Source organism: Pseudomonas sp. GL-RE-26 (assembly GCF_019956275.1).
GTDB classification, from domain to species: Bacteria; Pseudomonadota; Gammaproteobacteria; order Pseudomonadales; family Pseudomonadaceae; genus Aquipseudomonas; species Aquipseudomonas grandcourensis.
On the sequence record NZ_JAHBDI010000077.1, the window covers coordinates 17,513 to 41,241 of the forward strand.

Consider the following 23,729-nt stretch of genomic DNA (forward strand, 5'->3'; position numbering starts at 1 on the left):
ATGAACCTTTTTGACTTCTTTCGTGCCAACAAAAAGCAAAGCACCGCGTCGGTAGCGAAAGAGCGTCTACAGATCATCGTGGCGCACGAACGCGGCCAACGCAGTACCCCGGACTACCTGCCGGCCTTGCAGAAGGAACTGGTCGAGGTGATCCGCAAGTACGTCAATATCGGGTCCGATGACGTGCATGTCGCACTGGAAAGCCAGGGCAGTTGCTCGATTCTGGAACTCAATATCACCCTGCCAGATCGCTGAGTCGATCCGCCAGGAGCCACGGCGGCTCAGGTCCCTTCTGCAACCGGAAGGGACCTGAGCCGCCGTTGGCGTTTGTTACGAGGCTGTTTTAATGCCGTTGTCCAACATCCACATCATCCATCAGGATGCCGCCGTACTGGTGGTGAACAAACCGACCCTGTTGCTCTCTGTCCCTGGCCGGGCCGATGACAACAAGGACTGCCTGATTACCCGCCTGCAGGAAAACGGCTACCCGGAAGCGCGAATTGTCCACCGGCTGGACTGGGAGACTTCCGGCATCATCCTGCTAGCCCGCGACCCGGACACCCATCGCGAGCTGTCTAGGCAATTTCACGACCGCGAAACCGAAAAGGCCTACACAGCCCTGTGCTGGGGTCAGCCGGAACTGGACAGCGGCAGCATCGACCTGCCCTTGCGCTACGACCCGCCGACCAAGCCGCGCCACGTGGTCGACCATGAATTCGGCAAACATGCGCTGACCTTCTGGCGAGTGCTCGAACGTTGTGGCGACTGGTGCCGCGTCGAACTGACACCGATCACCGGCCGCTCCCACCAGTTGCGCGTGCACATGCTCTCGATTGGCCATCCGCTGCTGGGTGACGGGCTTTATGCCCATGAACAGGCTTTGGCGGCCTGGCCGCGCCTGTGCCTGCACGCGAGCATGCTCAGCTTCACCCACCCGCAAAGTGGCGAGCGCCTGCGCTTCGAGTGCCCGGCACCGTTTTAGACGTACTTCAATCCTGTGGGAGCGAGCTTGCTCGCGATCTGGCCGGCACATCCAGCATTAGTGCTGGCTGATACTCCGCTATCGCGAGCAAGCTCGCTCCCACAGGGACTCTGTACACCATTCAGTGCGACGCCATTTACCAAGCCAATACGTTAAACTGGCGCCACTGCTGTCTGGAGCTACTTTATGCGCGAAGAGTTGAACCAAGGCCTGATCGATTTCCTCAAGGCCTCCCCTACCCCGTTCCATGCCACCGCCAGCCTTGTTCAGCGCCTGGAAGCGGCGGGCTATCAACGTCTCGACGAGCGTGAGCCGTGGAACACCGAAGCCAACGGTCGCTACTACGTCACCCGTAATGACTCTTCGATTGTCGCGATCAAGATGGGCCGCCATTCACCGTTGCACGGTGGCATTCGCCTGGTCGGCGCCCACACCGACAGCCCGTGCCTGCGGGTCAAGCCGCAACCGGAGCTGCAACGCCAGGGTTTCTGGCAACTGGGTGTCGAAGTCTATGGCGGCGCTCTACTGGCGCCATGGTTCGACCGTGACCTGTCCCTGGCCGGCCGCGTAACCTTCCGTCGCGACGGCAAGGTCGAAAGCCAGTTGATCGACTTCAAGGCTCCCGTTGCGATCATTCCGAACCTGGCGATTCACCTCAACCGTGAAGCCAACATGGGCTGGGCCATCAACGCCCAGACCGAACTGCCGCCGATCCTCGCGCAGTTTGCCGGTGACGAGCGCGTGGACTTCCGCGCGGTGCTCACCGATCAACTGGCCCGCGAACACGGCCTGAACGCTGACGTGGTGCTCGATTACGAGTTGAGCTTCTACGACACCCAAAGCGCTGCGGTCATTGGCCTGCATGGCGACTTCATCGCCGGTGCGCGTCTGGACAACCTGCTGTCGTGCTACGCCGGCCTGCAAGCGCTGCTAACCGCCGACACCGACGAAACCTGCGTGCTGGTCTGCAACGACCACGAAGAAGTCGGTTCCTGCTCGGCCTGCGGTGCCGACGGCCCGATGCTTGAGCAAACCTTGCGTCGCCTGCTGCCTGAAGGTGATGAATTCGTACGCACCATTCAGAAATCCCTGCTGGTTTCGGCTGACAACGCCCACGGCGTGCATCCGAACTACGCCGACAAACACGACGCCAACCACGGTCCGAAACTCAACGCCGGCCCGGTGATCAAGGTCAACAGCAACCAGCGCTACGCCACCAACAGCGAAACCGCCGGGTTCTTCCGTCACCTGTGCATGGCTGAAGAAGTGCCGGTGCAAAGCTTCGTGGTGCGCAGCGACATGGGCTGTGGTTCGACCATCGGCCCGATCACCGCCAGCCACCTGGGCGTGCGCACCGTGGACATCGGCCTGCCGACGTTCGCCATGCACTCGATCCGCGAACTGTGCGGCAGCCATGACCTGGCGCATCTGGTCAAGGTATTGAGCGCGTTCTACGCGTGCCGCGAGTTGCCGTAAATCTGATGCAATGAGGGACTCATGTGGCGAGGGGGCTTGCCCCCGTTGGGCTGCGCAGCAGCCCCAAGCATTTCTGTCAGACAGACTACATTGGCAGATTTGCGACCGCTTCGCGGTCGAACGGGGCGGTGCGGCGTTCCGACAAGCCCCCTCGCCACAAAAGCTCGCTGACCATGCAGCATCCATGACTCACTTCTGATACATATCACACCGGCCGCATCAAAAGCGGCCTAGACTTCAAGTATCCCTTCGACAAGGCTGTCTCCATGATTTCGATGTCTACCTTCCACGCCATGCTGATTCCGATTCTTGCCGGGATGCTCCTGCTGGCCGTCGGCTTCAACTTTCGCGATAAAAATGCCGGCGTGTTTGCCATGTGGATCGGCATGCTGACCATTCTCGCGACCGTGGTGATCAAGATCCTCGCCAAACTCAACGAATAATTCATCGCCCTTGGCTCGCATTGATTTTGATGGGCTCGTACACTCGGTCGATCCGCTCCCTGCGAGGTTGACCGCCTAGTGTTCGCTCGTCTTTTTGCCCTCCCGTGTATTGTCCTTGTCTGCCTGATGACGCTGCTATCAGTAGCGCCTGCCCAGGCGGCCGGCCTGCCAGGCCTGCTCAACAACCAGGCCAAGGCGCAGCCCGAAGCACAGGTACCGCTGGGGCAATCCCTGGACGAAGTGATCAAGTCACTGGAAAACGACCAGCAACGCAGCAAGCTGCTGGCCGACCTGAAAAAACTCCGTGACACCACCAAACAGGCCCAGCCGATTACCGAAGAAGGTGTGCTGGGCCTGATTGGCGGAACCCTGGCCAATTTCGAGAAGAAGTTTTCCGGCGACGACAGTCCCCTCACACGCTGGTCCAGTGAGTTCGATCAGGCCAGGGAAGAACTGGTGGCGCTGGCGCTGCCGGCCAATGAATGGCTGCCCATGCTGTTCGCCTTCGCCATGATCCTGATGGTCTGGAGCCTGCTGGCCGCCACCCTGATCTGGATCAGCCACCGCGTGCGGATGCGTTTCGGCCTGACCGAAGAACTACCGCAGCATCCCCGGGCCCTGGACATGTTGCGTTTTGCGCTGCGCAAACTCGGACCATGGCTGATCGCCCTGGTGATCACGGTCTACATGAGCTACGCCCTGCCCTCGTCCCTGGGCAAGAGCCTGGCGATGGTGCTGGCCTATGCACTGGTGGTCGGCACCTGCTTCTCGGCCATCTGCGTGATTGCCTTTTCCCTGCTCGACGGCCCACACCGTCACCGCGCCTTGTACATCCTGCGGCACCAGGCGTTTCGGCCGCTGTGGCTGATCGGCAGCTTCGCCGCGTTTGGCGAAGCCCTGAGCGATCCGCAACTGGTCAACAGCCTCGGCAGCCATCTGGCCCATACCGCCGCGACGGTTGCCAATGTCCTGGCCGCGCTCTCCACGGGGCGCTTCATCCTGCGCTTCCGCCGGCCGATCGCCCACCTGATCCGCAATCAGCCGCTGTCCCGTCGCCTGACCCGCCGCGCCCTCAACGACACCCTGTCGATTCTCGGCACCTTCTGGTACGTGCCGGCGCTGGTGCTGGTGGCCATCTCGCTCTTCGCAACGTTCATTTCTGCTGGCGACACCAGCACCGCCCTGCGCCAGTCGCTGATCTGTACCGTCTTGCTGGTGCTGTGCATGGTCATCAACGGCCTGGTACGCCGCCACGCCCTCAAACCCCAGCAAGGCATACGGCGTTACGCCGTGTATTCGGAACGGCTGAAAAACTTCTTCTACACCATCGTCCATCTGTTGGTGTGGCTGGCTTTCATCGAACTCGGCCTGCGAGTCTGGGGCATGTCGTTGATCCGCTTTACCGAAGGTGATGGCCACGAAGTCAGCGTCAAACTGTTCAGCCTCGCCGGCACGCTGCTGTTCGCCTGGCTGATCTGGATTCTCAGCGACACGGCCGTGCATCATGCTCTGACCCGCTCGCGCAAAGGCCTGGCCAACGCCCGCGCGCAGACGATGATGCCGCTGATCCGCAATGTGCTGTTCATAGCGATTTTTATCGTCGCGCTGATTGTCGCCCTGGCGAACATGGGCATGAACGTCACGCCCTTGCTGGCCGGTGCCGGCGTGATCGGTCTGGCCATCGGTTTTGGTGCACAATCGCTGGTAGCCGACCTGATTACCGGGTTGTTCATCATCATCGAAGACTCCCTGGCCATCGACGACTACGTGGATGTCGGCGGCCACCTCGGCACAGTCGAAGGCCTGACCATCCGCACCGTGCGCCTGCGGGACATTGATGGCATCGTCCACACCATTCCGTTCAGTGAAATCAAAAGCATCAAGAACTACTCCCGGGAATTCGGCTACGCGATCTTCCGGGTAGCCGTACCCGCCAGCATGGACATCGACAACGCAATCAAACTGATGCGCGAAGTCGCCCAGAAAATGCGCACCGATCCGTTGCAGCGGCGCAGTATCTGGTCGCCGCTGGAGTTTCAGGGGGTGGAAAGTTTCGAGTCGGGCAACGCGATCCTGCGCGCCCGCTTCAAGACCGCGCCAATCAAGCAGTGGGAAGTGTCGCGAGCGTTCAACCTGTCACTCAAGCGGCACATGGACGAAGCCGGACTGGACCTGGCGACACCGCGAATGAGCATTCAAGTGGTAACGGAGGGCGGCGGGCAGGAAAAGGCATGACGGACAAAGTGCAACTCGGGAAGAACCCCGAGTTGCTTTCACTTAAGTACTCTTTAGTTCAGTGGAACAGACTTCGATAAAAAAGTCTCACGATCTTTTTAAGACTACTGGATATTCAATACGATGGGCACTGGTTTAGGCGTGAAGGACTTATCGCCTGAACATCTCACCCACGCGCCTCGCCCATCTGGCACCATATAAGTAACTTCACCACTTAAATTTTCCCTCCTGACTTTCCGCCCTGCAATCAAGAAATTGTAAAGCGTTTCCTGATCATCAAAAGCATCGTCGCCGTCGAATTGTATAACCCGTTCATTCCTGGATGAGTACAAATTGATAACCACCTCACCTTGAGGAAGGTTTTTCTTCGCCAGAAAATTGTTCTCGAGATCCAAAATGCTGAATCTCTCTGCGCGATTTCCAATACCAAGGTATCCATCACCATCCAAAGCAACATATTGTTTCCCTGATATATCCCCAGCAGAGACAAGATACCCATCGCTCACAGCGTAAAAATAAAACACGGTCGGCTCAACATGAGTCACCTGGGTGCCGATTCTTCCCGGAGAAAGGACTGAAACGGGGGCACCAAAAATACTCATAGTTGCACGAAATATTTCAACCTGCTCATCATTACCAAACATACCAATATCCTTATATATATAAACTCTCTGAAGATCGCAATACAATGGCGACCCAAGACAACCTTATACAAAGAAAGCTAAAGCACACAAGACAAACAACAGACTTATAATTTCAACATATTTAGTTAGCGAATCAAACACCACATAATTTTTTTTCAGCCGCAACTATTAAAATAAAACTTAGACAACATCAACTCCAACATGAATCGCATCATGCCGCCAGAACTCCAGATCACAGTCGATCAAGCGTTCATGCTGGTCATAGTTCACCCGGGCAATCTGCAGGCCCGGGCTGCCCACCGAAACTTTCAACGCCGCCGCCGCCTCCACCGATAACGCCGTGGGCACAATCTCGAAGCGCACCCGCCCGTAGTGCAGGTCGTAATGCCGCGCATACAACTCGGTGATCGACTGATTCAAATCGAAATCGAGAATCCCCGGAAAGTACTGCGGGTTGAGATAGTGCTCTACATACAGCACCAGCCGCCCATCAATTCGCCGTGAGCGGCAGATCTGGATCACGCTCGACAGCGCCGGCAATTGCAACCAGGCACACACCGCCGCCGATGCCGGTTGCAATCGCGCCGAAATCACCTCGGTGGACGGCACCCGCCCCTGGGCGCTGACCATCGCGTGAAAGTGGCTGCGTTGCATGAGGTTGTAGGCCAGGCGTGGCGGCGAGACGAACCAGCCGCGACGCTCCTCACGATAAATCTGCCCGTGTGATTCCAACTGCAACAGCGCCTCACGCAAAGTGATCCGCGTTGTGCCGAACAATTCACTGAGCTTGCGCTCGGCCGGCAATTTGCTGCCGGGGGTCAACAGTCCGTGGTCGATCTGCTCCTGAAGCACCTGGCCGATGGCTGTTACCGCTTTTGTTGCCTCTTCACGCATCAACGTTTCCTTTCTGGACTAGACCAGCACCATTTCAGGGCAGAACCACAGCGTAAACCGGCTCATTCAATAGTCTGCAAGCGTAGGCAGCGCAGATGACCGAGATGTGACAAAGCCGCCCAACGGTCGCCATTCTCTGGCCTCAACAACCTGCAATTCATCGGCCAAGTCCCTGCCCTCCGGGGCCTTGACCATGGTCTACGCTTAGCAGGCCAGTCGCGATACCGCTGAACAAAAAGTCATTCCGGGCGACGAACGACATCAAAGTGTCATCCAGCCCCCTTAAATTGGCTCAGGTATTGCTGACCTAGACCAACACGAACCGCAATCGTAGCGTTGAACACGACCCAAGGAGCTTCGGAATGAAAAAGCTTTTCCTGGCATCACTGTTAGGCTCGACCATCGCAATGTGTACCGCCGCCATGGCGGCCGATGATCTGAAAACCCTGGAAGCCGCTGCAAAAGCGGAAGGCGCCGTCAACAGCGTCGGTATGCCCAATGACTGGGCCAACTGGGCCGGCACCTGGAAAGACCTGAGCGACAAGTACGGCCTCAAGCACATCGACACCGACATGAGCTCCGCCCAGGAGATCGCCAAGTTCGCCGCGGAAAAAGACAACGCCAGCGCCGACATCGGCGACGTGGGTGCAGCGTTCGGCCCGATCGCGGTCAAGCAAGGCGTGGTCCAGCCCTACAAGCCTTCGACCTGGGATCAGGTTCCAGCCTGGGCCAAGGACAAGGACGGCAACTGGGCACTGGCCTACACCGGCACCATCGCTTTCATCGTCAACAAGAAGTTGCTGCACGGTTCCGACGCCCCAACCAAGTGGGCTGACCTCAAGGGCGGTAAATACAAGGTTTCCATCGGTGACGTGAGCACCGCGGCCCAGGCCGCCAACGGCGTGCTGGCTGCGGCACTGGCCAACGGTGGCGACGAGAAAAACCTCAAGCCTGCCCTGGATCTGTTCGCCGACATCGCCAAGCAAGGTCGCCTGTCGATGTCCAACCCGACGATCGCCACCATGGAAAAAGGCGAAATCGAAGTCGGCGTGGTCTGGGACTTCAACGGCCTGAGCTACAAGGCCAAGATGGCCAACCCGGATGACTACGTGGTGCTGATCCCGTCCGATGGCTCGGTGATCTCCGGCTACACCACCATCATCAACAAGTATGCGAAAAACCCGAACGCCGCCAAGCTGGCCCGGGAATACATCTTCAGCGACGCCGGCCAGATCAACCTGGCCAAAGGCAATGCCCGTCCGATCCGTGCCGAACACCTGACCCTGCCAGCCGAGGTGCAGGCCAAGCTGCTGCCTAACGAGCAGTACAAGAAGGTCACGCCGATCAAGGACGCGGATGCCTGGGAAAAGACCTCCAAGGCCCTTCCTCAGAAGTGGCAGGAAGAAGTCATCATCAATATGCAGTAACCGGCTAGATCCCCATTTCGGGATCTGATGGAGATCCAAATGTGGGAGCGAGCCTGCTCGCGATGGCGGACTGACAGTCGACAACGATGTGACTGTTCCTCAGCCTTCGCGAGCAGGCTCGCTCCCACAAGGGATTGATTGCGTACTTGAATCATCTGTTTCACGGAGTCATCGCCCCTATGAAGCACAACGTCATCCTTGTCGTGCTCGACGGCCTCAACTACGAGGTCGCCCGCCACGCCATGGGGCACCTGCAGGCTTATGCCGGTGCAGGACGTGCCGCACTCTACAAACTGGAGTGCGAGTTGCCAGCCCTGTCCCGCCCGCTGTACGAATGTATCCTGACCGGCGTTCCGCCCATCGACAGCGGTATTGTCCACAACAACGTTTCGCGCCTGTCCAACCAGCGCAGCATCTATCACTACGCCACCGACGCCGGTCTCGTGACTGCGGCGGCGGCTTATCACTGGGTCAGCGAACTGTACAACCGTTCGCCCTTCGTGGCGGCCCGGGATCGTCACACCAATGACCCGCAACTGCCGATCCAGCACGGGCATTTCTACTGGAGCGATCACTACCCGGATTCGCACCTGTTCGCCGACGCCGAAAACCTGCGCCTGCGCCACACGCCGAACTTTTTGCTGATCCACCCGATGAACATCGACGACGCTGGGCACAAGCACGGCCTCGACACCCCGCAGTACCGCAACAGCGCCCGCTCGGCCGACATCATCCTGGCCGACTACCTGCAAGGCTGGCTCGATGCCGGCTATCAGGTGCTGGTCACCGCCGACCACGGCATGAACAACGACCGCTCCCACAACGGCCTGCTGCCGGAAGAACGTGAAGTGCCGCTGTTCGTTCTCGGTGACGCGTTCAGCCTCGACGCCAGTGCCGCCCCGAAACAGACCGAGATCTGCGGCACCGTCTGCCAGCTGCTCGGCGTGCCCCACGACAAACCGGTCTGCCGGGAGCTGTTGAAATGAGTTCCATGACCCGCAGCAAATGGCTGGCAGTCTTATGCCTGGTCCCGTTCGCGCTGTTCTTCATCGTGTTCGAGATCGCACCGCTGACCTGGGTGATGATCAACAGCCTGCAGTCGGAAGAGTTCGGCTGGGGCCTCGCCAATTTCAGCAAAATCTTCAGCTCGAAGTTTTACCTGCAGGCCATCCAGTACAGCCTTGAGATCAGCTTCTGGTCCAGCGTGTTCGGGATCGTCATCGCGATACTGGGCGCCTACTCCCTGCGCCGGGTCGATTCGAAACTGCGCAACTTCGTCAACGCCTTCGCCAACATGACCAGCAACTTCGCCGGTGTGCCCCTGGCCTTCGCGTTCATCATTTTGCTCGGCTTCAACGGCAGCTTCACCATCATGCTCAAGCAGGCCGGAATCATTCAGGACTTCAACCTGTACTCGAAAACCGGGCTGATCATTCTCTACACCTACTTCCAGATTCCCCTCGGCGTGCTGCTGCTGTACCCAGCGTTCGATGCGCTGCGCGAAGACTGGCGCGAGTCCGCTGCGCTACTCGGCGCCGACGGCTGGCAGTACTGGCGACACATCGGCTTGCCGGTGTTGACGCCGGCACTGTTGGGCACCTTTGTGATCCTGCTGGCCAACGCCCTCGGTGCCTACGCCACGGTGTACGCCTTGACCACCGGCAACTTCAACGTGCTGACGATCCGCATCGCGGCGATGGTGTCCGGTGACATTTCCCTGGACCCGAACCTGGCCAGCGCCCTGGCCGTGGTGCTGGTGGCCTTGATGACCCTGGTGACCATCGTGCATCAGTTGCTGTTGAAGAGGAGCTACCATGTCTCGCGCTGAACTGGGACCCACCGGTGTCTATCACCGCGTCGTGGTGTACCTGCTGTTTGCCATCCTGCTGTTGCCGCTGGCCGGCACGCTGATCTACTCGATCGCCAGCAGTTGGTCGGCGACCGTCCTGCCCAGCGGTTTCACTCTCAAGTGGTACATCCAGCTGTGGAGCGATCCGCGCTTCCTGAATGCGTTCGGGCAATCGCTGCTGGTCTGCGTTGGCTCGCTGATTCTTTCGGTGGTGCTGATTCTGCCGCTGCTGTTCGTGGTGCATTACCACTTCCCGAAACTCGACGCGCTGATGAACATCCTGATCCTGCTGCCCTTCGCCGTGCCGCCGGTGGTGTCGTCGGTGGGGCTGTTGCAGCTCTACGGTTCCGGACCGTTCGCCATGGTCGGGACGCCGTGGATCCTGATCGGTTGCTACTTCACCGTGGCGCTGCCGTTCATGTACCGGGCGATCACCAACAACCTGCAGGCGATCAACCTGCGCGACCTGATGGACGCCGCCCAGTTGCTCGGCGCCAGCACCTGGCAAGCCGCCTTCCTGGTGGTACTGCCGAACCTGCGCAAAGGACTGATGGTGGCGTTGCTGCTGTCGTTCTCGTTCCTGTTCGGTGAGTTCGTGTTCGCCAACATTCTGGTCGGTACCCGCTACGAAACCCTGCAGGTCTATCTCAACAACATGCGCAACAGCAGCGGCCATTTCACCAGTGCGTTGGTGATTTCCTACTTCTTCTTTGTGCTGGTTCTGACCTGGATTGCCAATATCTTGAACAGGGACAAAAGCGAATGAGCTATGTCAGCGTCCAACATCTTCAGAAAAGCTTCGCGGGCACCACGGTATTCAGCGACATCAATTGCGAAATCCAGAAAGGTGAATTCGTCACCCTGCTCGGCCCGTCCGGTTGCGGCAAATCCACCCTGCTGCGCTGCATCGCCGGCCTGACCTCGGTGGATGGCGGCAAGATCCTGCTCGACGGCCAGGACATCGTGCCGGTGAGCCCGCAGAAACGCGGGATCGGCATGGTGTTCCAGAGCTATGCGCTGTTCCCCAACATGACCGTAGAGCAAAACGTCGCCTTCGGCCTGCGCATGCAAAAGGTCAATGCCGACGACAGCCGCAAACGCGTCGCCGAAGTGCTGAAACTGGTGGAACTCAATGATTTTGCCGCGCGCTACCCGCATCAGCTTTCGGGAGGCCAGTGCCAGCGCGTCGCCCTCGCCCGCTCCCTGGTGACCCGGCCACGCCTGTTGTTGCTGGATGAGCCGTTGTCGGCCCTCGACGCGCGGATTCGCAAGCATCTGCGTGAACAGATTCGTCAGATCCAGCGCGAACTGGGCCTGACCACGATTTTCGTCACACACGATCAGGAAGAAGCCCTGACCATGTCTGACCGGATTTTCCTGATGAATCAGGGAAAAATCGTACAAAGCGGCGACGCCGAAACCCTCTACACCGCACCGGTGGATGTGTTCGCCGCCGGCTTCATCGGCAACTACAACCTGCTGGATGCCGACAGCGCTTCGAAGCTGTTGCAGCGTCCGATCAGCAAGCGCATCGCCATTCGCCCGGAAGCCATCGAACTGAGCCTTAACGGCGAACTGGACGCACAGATACGCAGCCACAGCCTGCTGGGCAACGTGATTCGCTACCGGGTCGAAGCCCGGGGCGTGGAATTGGTGGTGGATGTGCTGAACCGCTCGGCGGCCGACCTGCATCCCGATGGTCAGCGCCTGGCGCTTTCCATCGATCCGACGGCCCTGTGTGAGGTAGCTTGAAGGCAGCTGCAAGTTTCAAGCTGCAAGCTTCAAGTTGTAGACTGCTGACCACCTAAATCCAATTCTTGCAGCTTGCAGCTTGAAGCTTGCAGCTGTTCTCAGAGAGAACCCGATGGCCCTGGCAATTTTTGATCTGGACGAAACCCTGATCCACGGCGACTGCGCCTCACTGTGGAGCGAGCAAATGGTCCGCCTCGGCTGGGTCGATGGCGAATCGTTCCTGCGTCGCGACAAGGAGTTGATGGATGCCTACGGCAGGGGCCATCTGGCCATGGAGGACTACATGGCCTTCAGCCTGGAACCGTTGATTGGTCGTACGCCTGAAGAAGTCGCGCACCTGGTTGGTCCGTGGGTGGAGGACTACATCGAGCCGATCATTTTCAGTGACGCCACCAAAGCCATCGCGGCGCACCGCAAGGCCGGCGACCGGATACTGGTGATCTCGGCCTCGGGCACCCATCTGGTCGCCCCCATCGCCGAGCGCCTGGGCATCGACGAGATTCTCGGCATCGAACTGGAAGTGGCCCATGGCGCTTACACCGGCCATACCGTTGGCACCCTGACCTACCGCGAAGGCAAGATCACCCGCTTGCTGGAGTGGCTGGATGCAGAGGAGGAAAACCTCGAAGGCGCGAGCTTCTATTCCGACTCACGCAATGACCTGCCGCTGTTGCTGAAGGTGGATTTTCCACATGTGGTCAACCCGGATCCGGTGTTGCGCGAGCAGGCTGAAAAGGCGGGCTGGCCGATCCACGACTGGAAATAGTGCGGATCTCCCCTGTGGCGAGGGAGCTTGCTCCCGCTGGGCCGCGAAGCGGCCCTAAAATCAGTCACTGTGGCTAGTCAGGCAAAACCGGTTTTCAGGTTTTGCGGCTGCTTCGCAACCGAGCGGGAGCAAGCTCCCTCGCCACAATGGCTCCCACAGGTTCAGTGTTGTCAGCTCAGGCTTTCATCAATCACCAACACCACCTTCCCCGCCACGGTATTACTCGCCAGCTCGGCAAACGCCGCCTCGGCATCCTTGATCGGGAATGTCCTGGCCAGTTGCGGGCTCAATCGCCCCTCGGCAAACAACGGCCACACGTGCTGGCTCAAATCACTGAACAGATCCGCCTTGAACTGATCATCCCGGCTGCGTAGGGTCGAGCCCAGCAACTGCACGCGCTTGGCCAGCACCTGGGCCAGGTCGAGTTTGGCCTCACGGCCGCCCATCAGACCGATCAACACCCAACGGCCGTCCTGCGCCAGCAACTTGAGGTTCAACGCCGCGTAATTGCCGCCCACCGGGTCGAGAATCACGTCGAACGGCCCCAGATCCTGCAGACTCTCCAGGTCACTGTTACGCACCACCCCGCCTTGGGCGCCCAGCGCTTCGCAGTACGCCAACCGCTCGGCGGAGCCGACGCTGACCCAACAGGGGTTACCAAAGGCCTTGCACAGCTGAATGGCCGCTGAACCAATTCCACTTGCCCCGGCATGCAGAAGCACTTTCTGACCCGGTTTGAGCGCAGCCAGTTGAAACAAATTCAACCAGACTGTTGCATAAACTTCAGGCAATGCCGCCGCCTCGACCAGTGACACTCCGTCGGGAACCGCCAGCACATGCCGCCCGTCGACTACCACCTCTTCGGCCATCCCGCCCCCGGCCAGCAAGGCGCACACCCGATCGCCAACCTGCCAGGAGGACCCGGCGCCAACCTCGCTGATGACCCCCGAGCACTCTAGACCAAGCACTTGACTGGCCCCCGGTGGTGGCGGGTAAAGACCGGCTTTCTGCAATAAATCGGCGCGATTGAGACCCGCTGCCGACACTCGGATGCGAACTTGCCCTACATCGCATGTAGGACTCGGCTCATCAACCCACACCACTTGACCGTCAACGCCTTGCAATGCTTTCACAGTGCCTCCATAGTGAGTCTGGACTGAGCCCGAAGCTATAGCGCCGGGCTTTTTGCATTATGCGACCGGCTCCCAAAGAGCCGGCGACTTCAAAGACGGCCTAATATGCGTTATCAATTGTCCCCGCGTCGAATCAGCATGAAGCATCTGTTCCCCAGCACTGCCCTCGCCTTGTTCATCGGTATCGGCTTGCTGCCGATGTCGGGCAATACATTCGCAGCCAATAGCTGGGACAAGCTTCAACCCGATCGTGACGAAGTGATCGCCAGCCTGAACGTCGTGGAGTTGCTCAAGCGCCACCACTACAGCAAGCCGCCACTCGATGACGCACGCTCGGTAATCATCTACGACAGCTACCTCAAGCTGCTGGATCCGTCGCGCAGCTACTTCATGGCCAGCGACATTGCCGAATTCGACAAGTGGAAGACGCAGTTCGACGATTTCCTCAAGAGCGGCGACCTGAACGCCGGGTTCACCATCTACAAGCGCTACCTGGACCGCGTCAAGGCGCGTCTGGACTTCGCCCTTGCCGAGTTGAACAAGGGTGTCGACAAGATCGACTTCACCACCAAGGAAACCTTGCTGATCGATCGCAAGGACGCCCCTTGGCTCAAATCCACCGCAGAACTCGACGACCTGTGGCGCAAACGCGTCAAGGACGAAGTCCTGCGTCAGAAGATCGCCGGCAAGGATTCCAAGCAGATCCAGGAAACCCTGACCAAGCGCTACAAGAATCAGTTGGCGCGCCTGGACCAGACCCGCTCGGAAGACATCTTCCAGGCGTACATCAACACCTTCGCCATGTCCTACGACCCGCACACCAACTATCTGTCGCCGGATAACGCGGAGAACTTCGACATCAACATGAGCCTGTCCCTCGAGGGCATCGGTGCCGTGTTGCAGAGCGATAACGACCAGGTGAAAGTCGTGCGCCTGGTGCCGGCGGGGCCGGCGGACAAGACCAAGCAGGTCGCACCGGCCGACAAGATCATCGGTGTTGCCCAGGGCAACAAGGAAATGGTCGACGTCGTGGGCTGGCGCCTGGACGAAGTGGTCAAGCTGATCCGTGGTCCGAAGGGCACCGTGGTGCGCCTGGAAGTCATCCCGGCCAGCAATGCCCCGAACGACCAGACCACCAAGATCGTGCCGATCACCCGTGAAGCGGTGAAGCTCGAAGATCAGGCCGTGAAGAAATCGGTCTTGAACCTCAAGCAGGACGGCAAGGACTACAAGCTCGGCGTCATCGAGATCCCGGCGTTCTATCTGGACTTCAAGGCCTTCCGTGCCGGCGACCCGGATTACAAGAGCACCACCCGCGACGTCAAGAAGCTGCTGACCGAGTTGCAGAAAGATAAAGTCGACGGCGTGGTCATCGACTTGCGCAACAACGGCGGCGGCTCCTTGCAAGAGGCTACCGAACTGACAAGCCTGTTCATCGACAAAGGTCCGACCGTGCTCGTGCGTAACGCCGATGGCCGGGTCGATGTCCTGGAAGATGAAAACCCGGGCGCGTTCTACAAGGGCCCGATGGCGTTGCTGGTCAACCGCCTGTCCGCCTCGGCTTCGGAGATTTTTGCCGGCGCCATGCAGGACTACCATCGCGCACTGATCATCGGCGGCCAGACCTTCGGCAAAGGCACCGTGCAGACCATTCAGCCGCTCAACCATGGCGAACTGAAACTGACCCTGGCCAAGTTCTACCGGGTTTCCGGGCAGAGCACCCAGCATCAGGGCGTCTTGCCGGACATCGATTACCCGTCGATCATCGACACCAAGGAAATCGGTGAAAGCGCCCTGCCGGAAGCCATGCCGTGGGACACCATCAAGGCGGCAATCAAGCCTTCGGTCGACCCGTTCAAGCCGTACATTTCGCAGCTCCAGTCCGAGCATGACGTGCGTACGGCCAAAGACGCGGAGTTCGTGTTCATCCGCGACAAACTGGCCCTGGCGCAGAAACTGATGGCCGAGAAAACCGTCAGCCTCAATGAATTCGACCGTCGTGCCCAGCACGCTGACATCGAAGCCAAACAGCTGGCCATGGAAAACATCCGTCGCAAGGCCAAGGGCGAAGAACCGCTCAAAGAGCTGAAGAAAGAAGACGAGGACGCCATTGCGGCCGAGGAAGACAAGACCAAACCGGAAGACGACGCCTACCTCAGCGAAACAGGGCGGATTCTGCTGGACTACCTGAAACTCAACACGGCAGTGGCCAAGCACTGAGTTTGTGCAAACAACTGATGGCAATTTAATGCTGACGCCCCTGTAGCGTCATCAAACAGTCATCATTCTGTCGTGAAATAAAGGACCGGGCGTGCTCTTTTTACCAAGGGCACGCCCGGTCCTTTTTTTATTGCCAGAGATCGCCATGACCACAACCGAACAGCTGAGTGCCTTGAGCTCGATCCTGAGTCAAAGCGGTTTACACAGTCTGTTCCAACCGATCATCAGCCTCTCTGAACGACGCATCCTCGGTTACGAAGCCCTCAGTCGCGGCCCCTCCAACAGCCCTCTGCACTCCCCTGTCGCCCTGTTCGCCGTCGCCCGCCAGGCCGGTCGCCTGAGCGAGCTGGAAATTGCCTGCCGCGAAAGCGCTTGCCGACGCTTCAATGAGCAACAACTGCCTGGCATGTTGTTCCTTAACGTGTCCCCGGAGTCCCTGCTCGAAGCGGCCCATCAACCGGGGCGCACCCTGCAATTGCTGCAGGACTTCGGCATCCCGCCGAGCCAGGTGGTCATCGAGCTCACGGAACAGACGCCAACAGACGATTTCCAGCTGCTGCAAACCGCCCTGCATCACTATCGGGCGATGGGGTTTTCGATTGCGCTGGATGATCTGGGAGCGGGATATTCGAGTTTGCGCTTGTGGTCCGAGTTGCGGCCCGATTACGTGAAAATCGACCGGCATTTCATTGATGGCATTCATCAGGATGCGCTCAAGCGCGAGTTCGTCGGCTCGATCCTGCAAATCGCCAAGGCCTCGCGGGCGCAAGTCATCGCCGAAGGTATCGAGCTGGCCGAAGAACTCACGGTGCTGACCGAAATGGGCGTGGACCTGGTGCAGGGCTATCTGCTTTGCCGCCCCCAGGAACACCCGCCACGGGATGCCCGGGCTTTGATGCCCCGACAGAACAGCACCGCCGTTGTACTGAGCGAAGACGGCAGCGACCTCAGCGCCCTGCTCAACGAACTACCCGCGGTGAACCGGGACACCCCGACCGCCACGGTGCTCGAAGCCTTTCGCCGCCAGGCCAACCTGAACTCGCTGGCAGTCCTGGATGAACAGGGTCAGCCCTGCGGCATCGTCCATCGTCATTCGCTCTCCGACGCCCTGCTCAAGCCTTTTGCCACCGACCTGTTCGCCCGCAAGCCCATCAGCCGCCTGATGAACGATGACTTCCTCGCCGTCGAGCTGAGCCAGTCGCTGCAACAGGTCAGCCGCCTGATCACCAGCCGTGCCCGCCAGCGCATCGAAGAAGATTTCATCATCACCCTCAACGGCGGTTATCTGGGATTGGGCCGGGTGATCGACGTGCTCAAGCTGATCACTGAGCTGAAGATCCAGCAGGCCCGCTACGCCAACCCGCTGACCTTGCTTCCGGGCAACGTGCCGATCCAGCAATGCCTGACGCGGCTGCTGCAACAGCGACGAGAATCGGTGATCTGTTACGTGGACATTGATAGCTTCAAACCCTTCAACGACATCTACGGCTATGGTCGCGGCGACGAAGTCCTGCTGTGCCTGGCGCAATGCCTGAACGACCGTGTCGACCCGTCCCGAGACTTCGTCGGCCACATCGGCGGCGATGATTTCCTGCTGGTGCTTGGCCCGGAAGACTGGCGCAAACGGTTGAACCAGTTGCTCGACGACTTCCAGAGCCAGTGCCGGCGTTTCTACCGCAGCGAACACCTGGAAGCCGGCTGCTTCATCGCACCCAATCGCCAGGGTCAGCGCCAGGAGTTTGCGTTGTTGTCGTTGTCGATCGGCGTGGTGCATCTGCACCCACAGGCCTGTGAGCAACTCGATGCGAGCCAGTTGGCCGAGATGGCATCACAGGCCAAGCACCATGCGAAGAATGTGCAAGGCTATAGCGTGCATGTGATTGATAGCCTGGTGGTTTCGACTGTTGATGAGGTGCTCGTTTCCGGGCAACGATAAGGGAGCTTTCCGACTTCACTCCAATCAACGAGGCGCCGAGGAAGACTTCAGCTCTTCAAGTTTGATCGGCGCCAACGGATGGCCGGCCTTCGCCGCGATCTCCCAGAACCGTGCCGCTTCGACCGGATCCGGTGCCTTGCTCGCCGTCCCGGCCAGGGTAATCACGCCCACTTGATACGCCGCCTTGCCATCGCCCGCCAACGCCGCCAGGCGCAACAAACGCACGCCCTCCTCACGAGCACCGAGGCCGACGCCGCGAAACGCCAGGATATGCCCATAGAAGCTCTGGGCGCCGACATTGCCCAGGTTGGCCATGCGTGCGAACTGGCCTTCGAGCCAGCGCCAGCCTCGTGGCTGACGGACAAACCATGACCAGTGAAACAATCGGCGCGCGAGCCAGTAACCGGCCCGCGCCTTGAGTTGCAAGAACACTCAGGCCTCGGCCGATTCCGGGTATTCGTACTCGAACACCCGCACCACTTCCGAAGCATGCCAGGACGCGGCGGCAACGCCGTCCGACGGCCCGGAAAAACGCCCGAGACGCTCGACACATTCAAAGAATCCGGTGCGCGGCAGGCGGCTGGCGCCCTGACTGATCACCAGTGAACTGCGCAATGGCTGCTCCGCCCTGGCGTCCAGGGCCGCCAGATGCTCAAGGGCCGCTGTCAGGGTCTGCATGGCCGGGGTCGGCAGCTGCAAACGTTCGAGCAATGCCCTATACGTCAACAGATGGCGCTGTCGACGCGCCTGATCCAGTTCGCCCAGCAATCCGTCCCAGTGTTGACGACTGATGCGTACGCTCACGATTCATCCCTCCACCCTGGCACCGTCAACTCCCAGGCCAGGCTACGGCGAATCGCAGCGTCGGGCAGACGCTCGCCACTTTCGATCATGGCCAGGTAAGACGGGCTGATGCCTACCGTGCGGGCCAGCGCCTCGATGGCGATGCCCTTCCCCTCGCGCAAACTGCGTAGTTGATCCAGACCCGGAAGAATCGCGTCTGGTGTTGTCGCCTGAGGCTTCGTGGCTTGAGGCGACGCTTGCTCCTTGATACCCGCTGCTTTCAGTAACGCCTGATACTGAGCCCATGGCAGAACCGCATATTCGGGCTCGCCTTCGCGTGTAATTATCTGAATATCCATTACTACCCCGTAGGACAACAACACTTAGCGAGTCAGCACTTTTCCCTAGAAGTGTAATCCTAACAGCGGCCAAGGTCGCGCGGGACATCAATCTGTGAACAGGTCAAAATCGACTCAGTGTTTTTTCGGGCCTTGAAGCTGAAGTTGCTCGGGGGTAGCAGGCAGACGCTCGACCACCGCGAGTTTCTCCGGCACCTGCCGTTTGCGCCAGGCGCGGAAAGCATTGAGCTCGTCGTCGAGTACTTTCATCAGCCACGCAAGTACCGCGATGTCATCGAACATGCCAAACACTGGAATGAAATCCGGGATCGCATCCACCGGGCTGAGGAAGTACATCAGGCCCGCGACCACCGAAACCAGCGCCTTGGGGCTTATGGCGCGATACTCACCACGCCAGTAAGCCAGGCAGAGTGCCTGCAACAGCTTCAAGTCGTCCTTGATCTTGCCCAACCGGTTGCCCTGGCTTGCGCCTTTACTGGCGACCGCGAACAACAGGGTCGGCAATCGACCCCGTGCCAGCAGGCGACCGGCCAGTGGCAGGAAACGAGCGAAACTCCAGGGTGCTTTCATCATTCCTCCCGTTGAAATGTTATCCACACAAATTGTGGATAACCTTGTGAACAGAGCTACTTTTCACCGCTGCAAGCCCCGTTTTACAAGGCCTGCGTTCAGATCGGGCGTTTTTTACTCATCAAAAAAAAACCCATAATTTCATTGACTTGGCGGTCTTGTGCGTCTACCGCCGACGCTACTATGCCTAAGACTCCGGCCTAGAGCGTCTGTTCGTTTTGTTTACCCGTGCCGAACGCCAGATGCAACAACGCCCCGCATGAGCGAGGCGTTGTTATCGAAGCAGGCGCTGGTTACTTGGCAGCGGCGTCTTCTTTTGCCGGATCCTTGATGGCCAGCAGTTCCAGGTCGAATACCAGCACCGAGTTGGCTGGAATCGCCGGGCTCGGGCTTTGAGCGCCGTAAGCCAGGTCAGCAGGGATGTACAGCTTGTACTTCTCGCCAACGTGCATCAGTTGCAGGCCTTCGACCCAACCCGGGATCACACCGCTGACCGGCAGATCGATCGGGCTGCCGCGCTCGACGGAACTGTCGAATACGGTGCCGTTGGTCAGCTTGCCGGTGTAGTGAACGGTCACTACGTCAGTCGGCTTTGGCTGAGGGCCATCGGCTTTCTGCACGACTTCGTACTGCAAGCCCGAAGCGGTGGTGGTCACGCCGGCTTTCTTGGCGTTTTCTTCGAGGAATTTCTTGCCGGCAGCGGCCGACTCTTCGCTCATCTTGGCCATGCGCTCTTCGGCACGCTTTTGCAGTGCGGCGAACGCCTCGACCAACTCTTCGTCTTTGAGCTTCTGCTCTTTCTTGCCGACGGCGTCTTCGATGCCCTGGGCTACAGCCTTGGAATCCAGGTCATCCATGCCTTCCTGAGCCAGGCTCTTGCCCATGTTCAGGCCAATGCCGTAGGAAGCTTTTTGCGCCGGAGTTTTCAGCTCTACGCTGGTCTGCGAATCACAACCCGCGAGTACCAGGCCAACCAGGGCTACCGCCGCCGCCAACCGATGCTGTTTCATGCTATTTCCTTGTTCATGCGCCTAAAGGGCAATCGAGTAAAGCCGCGAGCTTATCAGGCCGCCACGACCAATGGCTACCGGCATGAGAGCCGGAATCAATTGATAAGTTCAGGTGTTTAAACGCTTTTCACAATTCGGCCGATGAAGCTTCTTTCACTTTGCGCCGACGCAGGCGGATTCCGGAACTACAGCATCTGGCGTAATGGCCTCTTGCCGCACCCTGGGTACTCGGGCATAACTGCATGATAATTCGACAAGGACGTTTATCTTGCGCCTCTTCTTTCGCTTGCTGGCTCTCGTCGCAGTACTGCTGGGACTGGTCATGGCCGTGGTTCTTTACTACGTCGCCAACCCGAAATTGCCCGCCTGGTCGCCTGCGCAACAGGTGCATTACCTGGAGCAATGGAGCGCCGCCGATCGCGAGACCTATTACTTCACACCCCAGGGCACTCAGGTCAAAGGCTTGCACTACGACTGGTTCACCGCCCTCGAACTGCCCTTCTCGCAACAACGCTTCGCCGCCCCCGAATACCTCGCCCGCTTCGGTTTCCTGGTGGACCCCGGCCAGAAGCCGACACCGAACAACCCCGGCAACCTCCCCGCAGGCTTTACCCGACACCAGAATGCGGGGAGCCCGGATGTGTTTCTGGATATCACCTGCGCGGCCTGCCACACCGGTGAACTGCGTTTCAACGGTCAGGCCGTGCGTATCGACGGCGGCTCGGCACAGCATGTGCTGCCGTCCAGTGTTCCTACGCTCAAAGGGGGCAGTTTCGGACAGGCTCTGGTGGCCAGCCTCGCCTCCACTTACTACAACCCGTGGAAATTCGAGCGCTTTGCACGCAATGTGCTCGGCCAGGACTACGAGACGCGCCACCATCAGTTGCGCATAGATTTCAAATCTTCACTGGATACCTTCCTCAAAGTGGCCTGGAACGACACCCATCGCGGGCTCTATCCGACCGAGGAAGGCCCGGGGCGCACAGACGCCTTCGGGCGCATCGCCAACGCCAGCTTCGGTGATGCGATTTCCCCCGACAACTACCGCGTGGCCAATGCCCCGGTCGATTATCCGCAGTTGTGGGACATGTGGACCTTCGAATGGGTGCAGTGGAACGGCTCGGCGAAGCAACCCATGGCCCGCAACATCGGCGAGGCGTTGGGCGTCGGCGCCACGCTGAACTTCTTCGACAAGAACGGCCAGCCGCTGACGGGTGATGCCCGCTATCCCTACAGTGTCCGCGTGCGCGATCTGCACCTGATCGAACAAACCCTGCAACGACTTTCGCCTCCGGCCTGGCCGGAAGACCTGTTGGGCGCGGTCGACAAGCCCCTGGCAGCCAAGGGCCGCGCCTTGTTCGCCGAAAACTGCGCCGGTTGTCATGTACCGCGCACCAGCCAGGGCGAAGGGCGATACGTCCAGCACCTGAAAATGCTCCCGGTGGATTACATCGGCACCGATCCCGGCGCGGCCAACAACATCGCCGACCATCGCTTCGACCTGACAGCGCTGCAATGGAAGCAGGCGGAACTGGAAAAACTCGATGTCGAGCCAAAACCCGAAGAACCGATGGACCTGAGCAAGATGTCCGTGGCCAAGGGGCTGGCCTACGTCACCGCATTTGTCCGGGACCGCGCGTATCAAGACGCCAACGTCACCCCTGCCGAGCGTCCTGAAATGGACGGTTTCGGCCTGCCGATCGGTGTGCGCGAATTACGTTCCTACAAGGCCAGGCCATTGGCGGGTGTATGGGCGACAGCGCCGTTCCTGCACAACGGTTCGATCCCGAGCATTTATCAATTGCTGTCGCCTCAGGATGAGCGTGCGACCACCTTCTATAAAGGCACCTTCGAATATGACCCGGGACACTTGGGTTACCGCACCGAAGCCTTTACCAACGGTTTTCTGTTCGACACGCGAATCACCGGCAACCACAACAGTGGCCATGAATTCCGCGCCGGCAAACTCGGCAATGGCGTGATCGGCCGCGGGTTACAGCCGCAAGAGCGCTGGGCACTGCTGGAATACCTGAAAGTGCTGGGCGGCCCGCTGGAAGCACAATTGCCATGATTACAGCTTCAGTCAGGGGGACTTTTCCATGCTGATAACACTCTGGCTGCGCCTGGGCGCCTTTCTCGCCAGGCTGTTGCTGTGGCTACTGGGTCTCGGCGTGCTGGGCTGGGCCCTGGCCAGCGCCTGGTTTGCCTGGCAGCATCGCGGGCCGGTCTCGGCGCAGGAGTTGATTGCGGACGACGAAGCCGCGATGACCCGGGACATCATCCAGACCGCTGTGCGCATCGTCGATCAGCACCGTGAAAGCACCCGCTACCTGCGCGACGCCCATGCCAAGGCCCACGGCTGTGTGAAGGCCGAGGTTCAGGTGCTGCCGGAACTGCCAGACGAACTGCGCCAGGGCGTATTCAGTGAACCGGGCAAAACCTGGCAAGCGACGATGCGCCTGTCCAACGGCAATGCCTACCCGCAGTTCGACAGCATCCGTGACGCCCGGGGCATGGCGATCAAACTGTTCGATGTACCGGGCAAGCAACTGTTGAGCGACCAGCAGGGGCGAGGCGAACAGGACTTTGTGATGTTCAGCCACCCGAATTTCTTTGTCAGTAATGTCGCCGAGTATCGTCAGAACGTCGCCGCCCAGGCCGACGGTAAAAAGGTAATGGCCTTCTTCCCTGGTTGGGATCCACGCGCCTGGCAGGTTCGCCACCTGTTCATTGCCCTGGCGACACTGGCCCCTGCCCCGTCGAGCCCGACCCAGACGACGTACTTTTCGGTTTCACCCTACAAATTCGGTGAAGCCAATGCGAAGTTCCGGGTCATGCCTGATCCGGAGAGCTGCCCGGCCTACAACCTGCCGGAACAGAATCGCAAGCTGCCGAACTTTCTGCGCAATGCGCTGAACCAACAGCTGTCGACCGACCGGGTGCCTGCGTGTTTCGCCTTGCAGATCCAGCGACAGGACGCCAACAAGTACATGCCGATCGAAGACACCAGCATTGAGTGGCGCGAGAGCGATGCGCCCTTCGAGACGGTGGCGCGGATCAATGTGCCGGCGCAGGACTTCGATACACCGGCGCTGAACCTGCAATGCGACAACCAGTCGTTCAATCCCTGGTTCGGCATCGAGGCGCACCGCCCCATCGGCGGGATCAATCGCCTGCGCAAGGCAGTGTATGAAGCCGTCAGCGACTACCGCCACAGGCGCAACGCCGAGCAATAATCGGGCAGGCACAA

23 protein-coding genes are annotated in these 23,729 nt (G+C 59.5%); 15 read left to right on the forward strand and 8 right to left on the reverse strand.

Features of this window, described 5'->3' with window-relative positions:
* From minE to KGB07_RS26700, 5 genes are all read left to right on the forward strand, one after another.
* The gene (minE, locus tag KGB07_RS26680; protein ID WP_007974947.1) at nt 1-255 is read left to right on the forward strand and encodes a cell division topological specificity factor MinE; all 255 of its coding nucleotides are present in this window, start codon (nt 1-3) and stop codon (nt 253-255) included.
* Nucleotides 256-346: 91 nt separating this feature from the next.
* On the forward strand, nt 347-982 hold the full coding sequence (locus tag KGB07_RS26685) for an RluA family pseudouridine synthase (RefSeq protein ID WP_046037585.1): 636 nt from the start codon (nt 347-349) through the stop codon (nt 980-982).
* 186 nt (nt 983-1,168) lie between these two features.
* Nucleotides 1,169-2,458, forward strand: coding sequence for a M18 family aminopeptidase (locus tag KGB07_RS26690; RefSeq protein ID WP_007974949.1), 1,290 nt, complete (start codon nt 1,169-1,171; stop codon nt 2,456-2,458).
* 266 nt (nt 2,459-2,724) lie between these two features.
* Nucleotides 2,725-2,901 (forward strand): hypothetical protein, encoded by a 177-nt coding sequence (locus KGB07_RS26695; protein ID WP_008048365.1) that lies wholly within the window; start codon nt 2,725-2,727, stop codon nt 2,899-2,901.
* A gap of 126 nt (nt 2,902-3,027) precedes the next feature.
* On the forward strand, nt 3,028-5,136 hold the full coding sequence (locus KGB07_RS26700; RefSeq protein WP_223467089.1) for a mechanosensitive ion channel family protein: 2,109 nt from the start codon (nt 3,028-3,030) through the stop codon (nt 5,134-5,136).
* 104 nt (nt 5,137-5,240) lie between these two features.
* Here the strand turns inward: KGB07_RS26700 and KGB07_RS26705 are convergent, their stop codons facing one another.
* Both KGB07_RS26705 and KGB07_RS26710 read right to left on the reverse strand, forming a co-directional pair.
* Entirely contained in the window at nt 5,241-5,780 is a 540-nt protein-coding gene (locus KGB07_RS26705) for a hypothetical protein (protein WP_223467091.1), read from the reverse strand.
* Between the two features lie 180 nt (nt 5,781-5,960).
* Nucleotides 5,961-6,674: a UTRA domain-containing protein gene (locus tag KGB07_RS26710; protein WP_223467093.1), complete on the reverse strand. Its 714-nt coding sequence runs from the start codon at nt 6,672-6,674 to the stop codon at nt 5,961-5,963.
* A 362-nt stretch (nt 6,675-7,036) separates the two neighbouring features.
* On the opposite strand from KGB07_RS26710, the gene KGB07_RS26715 reads away from it, so the two are divergent.
* The 6 genes from KGB07_RS26715 (at nt 7,037) to KGB07_RS26740 (ending at nt 12,468) form a co-directional block, all read left to right on the forward strand.
* Nucleotides 7,037-8,101, forward strand: coding sequence for an ABC transporter substrate-binding protein (locus KGB07_RS26715; protein WP_046037592.1), 1,065 nt, complete (start codon nt 7,037-7,039; stop codon nt 8,099-8,101).
* A 179-nt stretch (nt 8,102-8,280) separates the two neighbouring features.
* Nucleotides 8,281-9,087 (forward strand): alkaline phosphatase family protein, encoded by an 807-nt coding sequence (locus KGB07_RS26720; protein ID WP_046037593.1) that lies wholly within the window; start codon nt 8,281-8,283, stop codon nt 9,085-9,087.
* Nucleotides 9,084-9,929 (forward strand): ABC transporter permease, encoded by an 846-nt coding sequence (locus KGB07_RS26725; protein ID WP_046037594.1) that lies wholly within the window; start codon nt 9,084-9,086, stop codon nt 9,927-9,929. The genes KGB07_RS26720 and KGB07_RS26725 overlap by 4 nt, the downstream gene beginning before the upstream one ends.
* Nucleotides 9,916-10,716: an ABC transporter permease gene (locus KGB07_RS26730; protein WP_046037595.1), complete on the forward strand. Its 801-nt coding sequence runs from the start codon at nt 9,916-9,918 to the stop codon at nt 10,714-10,716. Before KGB07_RS26725 ends, KGB07_RS26730 begins: the two co-directional genes overlap by 14 nt.
* Entirely contained in the window at nt 10,713-11,702 is a 990-nt protein-coding gene (locus KGB07_RS26735; protein WP_046037596.1) for an ABC transporter ATP-binding protein, read from the forward strand. The genes KGB07_RS26730 and KGB07_RS26735 overlap by 4 nt, the downstream gene beginning before the upstream one ends.
* A 112-nt stretch (nt 11,703-11,814) precedes the next feature.
* Complete coding sequence (locus KGB07_RS26740; RefSeq protein WP_223467095.1) at nt 11,815-12,468, forward strand: HAD family hydrolase; 654 nt, start codon at nt 11,815-11,817, stop codon at nt 12,466-12,468.
* Between the two features lie 170 nt (nt 12,469-12,638).
* Here the strand turns inward: KGB07_RS26740 and KGB07_RS26745 are convergent, their stop codons facing one another.
* A complete protein-coding gene (locus KGB07_RS26745; RefSeq protein ID WP_223467097.1) occupies nt 12,639-13,601 on the reverse strand; it encodes a zinc-binding dehydrogenase in 963 nt (320 codons plus the stop codon).
* A gap of 138 nt (nt 13,602-13,739) precedes the next feature.
* Here KGB07_RS26745 and KGB07_RS26750 point away from each other — a divergent pair, with 138 nt between their 5' ends.
* Both KGB07_RS26750 and KGB07_RS26755 read left to right on the forward strand, forming a co-directional pair.
* Nucleotides 13,740-15,821: a carboxy terminal-processing peptidase gene (locus tag KGB07_RS26750; RefSeq protein ID WP_185754729.1), complete on the forward strand. Its 2,082-nt coding sequence runs from the start codon at nt 13,740-13,742 to the stop codon at nt 15,819-15,821.
* A gap of 145 nt (nt 15,822-15,966) precedes the next feature.
* The gene (locus KGB07_RS26755; RefSeq protein ID WP_046037600.1) at nt 15,967-17,757 is read left to right on the forward strand and encodes a bifunctional diguanylate cyclase/phosphodiesterase; all 1,791 of its coding nucleotides are present in this window, start codon (nt 15,967-15,969) and stop codon (nt 17,755-17,757) included.
* Between the two features lie 24 nt (nt 17,758-17,781).
* Here the strand turns inward: KGB07_RS26755 and KGB07_RS26760 are convergent, their stop codons facing one another.
* The 5 genes from KGB07_RS26760 to KGB07_RS26780 all read right to left on the reverse strand — a co-directional run bounded on the left by KGB07_RS26760 (nt 17,782) and on the right by KGB07_RS26780 (nt 20,479).
* A complete protein-coding gene (locus KGB07_RS26760) occupies nt 17,782-18,189 on the reverse strand; it encodes a hypothetical protein (protein WP_046037601.1) in 408 nt (135 codons plus the stop codon).
* Nucleotides 18,190-18,561, reverse strand: a complete 372-nt coding sequence (locus KGB07_RS26765) for a hypothetical protein (RefSeq protein WP_007898892.1) — start codon at nt 18,559-18,561, stop codon at nt 18,190-18,192.
* Nucleotides 18,558-18,899: a helix-turn-helix transcriptional regulator gene (locus KGB07_RS26770; RefSeq protein WP_046037760.1), complete on the reverse strand. Its 342-nt coding sequence runs from the start codon at nt 18,897-18,899 to the stop codon at nt 18,558-18,560. Before KGB07_RS26770 ends, KGB07_RS26765 begins: the two co-directional genes overlap by 4 nt.
* A gap of 114 nt (nt 18,900-19,013) precedes the next feature.
* Entirely contained in the window at nt 19,014-19,469 is a 456-nt protein-coding gene (locus KGB07_RS26775; protein WP_046037602.1) for a YkvA family protein, read from the reverse strand.
* A 293-nt stretch (nt 19,470-19,762) separates the two neighbouring features.
* A complete protein-coding gene (locus KGB07_RS26780; RefSeq protein WP_046037603.1) occupies nt 19,763-20,479 on the reverse strand; it encodes an FKBP-type peptidyl-prolyl cis-trans isomerase in 717 nt (238 codons plus the stop codon).
* Nucleotides 20,480-20,747: 268 nt separating this feature from the next.
* Here KGB07_RS26780 and KGB07_RS26785 point away from each other — a divergent pair, with 268 nt between their 5' ends.
* On the forward strand, nt 20,748-22,550 hold the full coding sequence (locus tag KGB07_RS26785; RefSeq protein ID WP_223467099.1) for a di-heme-cytochrome C peroxidase: 1,803 nt from the start codon (nt 20,748-20,750) through the stop codon (nt 22,548-22,550).
* Nucleotides 22,551-22,578: 28 nt separating this feature from the next.
* Nucleotides 22,579-23,715, forward strand: coding sequence for a catalase family protein (locus tag KGB07_RS26790; RefSeq protein ID WP_046037605.1), 1,137 nt, complete (start codon nt 22,579-22,581; stop codon nt 23,713-23,715).
* Nucleotides 23,716-23,729: the final 14 nt, after the last annotated feature.

Excerpts from the sequence above, each read along its gene's own strand:
- KGB07_RS26735 (WP_046037596.1), top strand. The coding sequence starts at position 10,713 with ATGAGCTATGTCAGCGTCCAACATCTTCAGAAAAGCTTCGCGGGCACC.
- KGB07_RS26710 (WP_223467093.1), bottom strand. The coding sequence starts at position 6,674 with ATGCGTGAAGAGGCAACAAAAGCGGTAACAGCCATCGGCCAGGTGCTT.
- KGB07_RS26725 (WP_046037594.1), top strand. The coding sequence starts at position 9,084 with ATGAGTTCCATGACCCGCAGCAAATGGCTGGCAGTCTTATGCCTGGTC.
- KGB07_RS26775 (WP_046037602.1), bottom strand. The coding sequence starts at position 19,469 with ATGAAAGCACCCTGGAGTTTCGCTCGTTTCCTGCCACTGGCCGGTCGC.
- KGB07_RS26705 (WP_223467091.1), bottom strand. The coding sequence starts at position 5,780 with ATGTTTGGTAATGATGAGCAGGTTGAAATATTTCGTGCAACTATGAGT.
- KGB07_RS26730 (WP_046037595.1), top strand. The coding sequence starts at position 9,916 with ATGTCTCGCGCTGAACTGGGACCCACCGGTGTCTATCACCGCGTCGTG.
- KGB07_RS26685 (WP_046037585.1), top strand. The coding sequence starts at position 347 with ATGCCGTTGTCCAACATCCACATCATCCATCAGGATGCCGCCGTACTG.
- KGB07_RS26695 (WP_008048365.1), top strand. The coding sequence starts at position 2,725 with ATGATTTCGATGTCTACCTTCCACGCCATGCTGATTCCGATTCTTGCC.
- KGB07_RS26770 (WP_046037760.1), bottom strand. The coding sequence starts at position 18,899 with ATGGATATTCAGATAATTACACGCGAAGGCGAGCCCGAATATGCGGTT.
- KGB07_RS26755 (WP_046037600.1), top strand. The coding sequence starts at position 15,967 with ATGACCACAACCGAACAGCTGAGTGCCTTGAGCTCGATCCTGAGTCAA.
- KGB07_RS26720 (WP_046037593.1), top strand. The coding sequence starts at position 8,281 with ATGAAGCACAACGTCATCCTTGTCGTGCTCGACGGCCTCAACTACGAG.
- KGB07_RS26715 (WP_046037592.1), top strand. The coding sequence starts at position 7,037 with ATGAAAAAGCTTTTCCTGGCATCACTGTTAGGCTCGACCATCGCAATG.
- KGB07_RS26790 (WP_046037605.1), top strand. The coding sequence starts at position 22,579 with ATGCTGATAACACTCTGGCTGCGCCTGGGCGCCTTTCTCGCCAGGCTG.
- KGB07_RS26740 (WP_223467095.1), top strand. The coding sequence starts at position 11,815 with ATGGCCCTGGCAATTTTTGATCTGGACGAAACCCTGATCCACGGCGAC.
- KGB07_RS26690 (WP_007974949.1), top strand. The coding sequence starts at position 1,169 with ATGCGCGAAGAGTTGAACCAAGGCCTGATCGATTTCCTCAAGGCCTCC.
- KGB07_RS26750 (WP_185754729.1), top strand. The coding sequence starts at position 13,740 with ATGAAGCATCTGTTCCCCAGCACTGCCCTCGCCTTGTTCATCGGTATC.
- minE (WP_007974947.1), top strand. The coding sequence starts at position 1 with ATGAACCTTTTTGACTTCTTTCGTGCCAACAAAAAGCAAAGCACCGCG.
- KGB07_RS26780 (WP_046037603.1), bottom strand. The coding sequence starts at position 20,479 with ATGAAACAGCATCGGTTGGCGGCGGCGGTAGCCCTGGTTGGCCTGGTA.
- KGB07_RS26700 (WP_223467089.1), top strand. The coding sequence starts at position 3,028 with ATGACGCTGCTATCAGTAGCGCCTGCCCAGGCGGCCGGCCTGCCAGGC.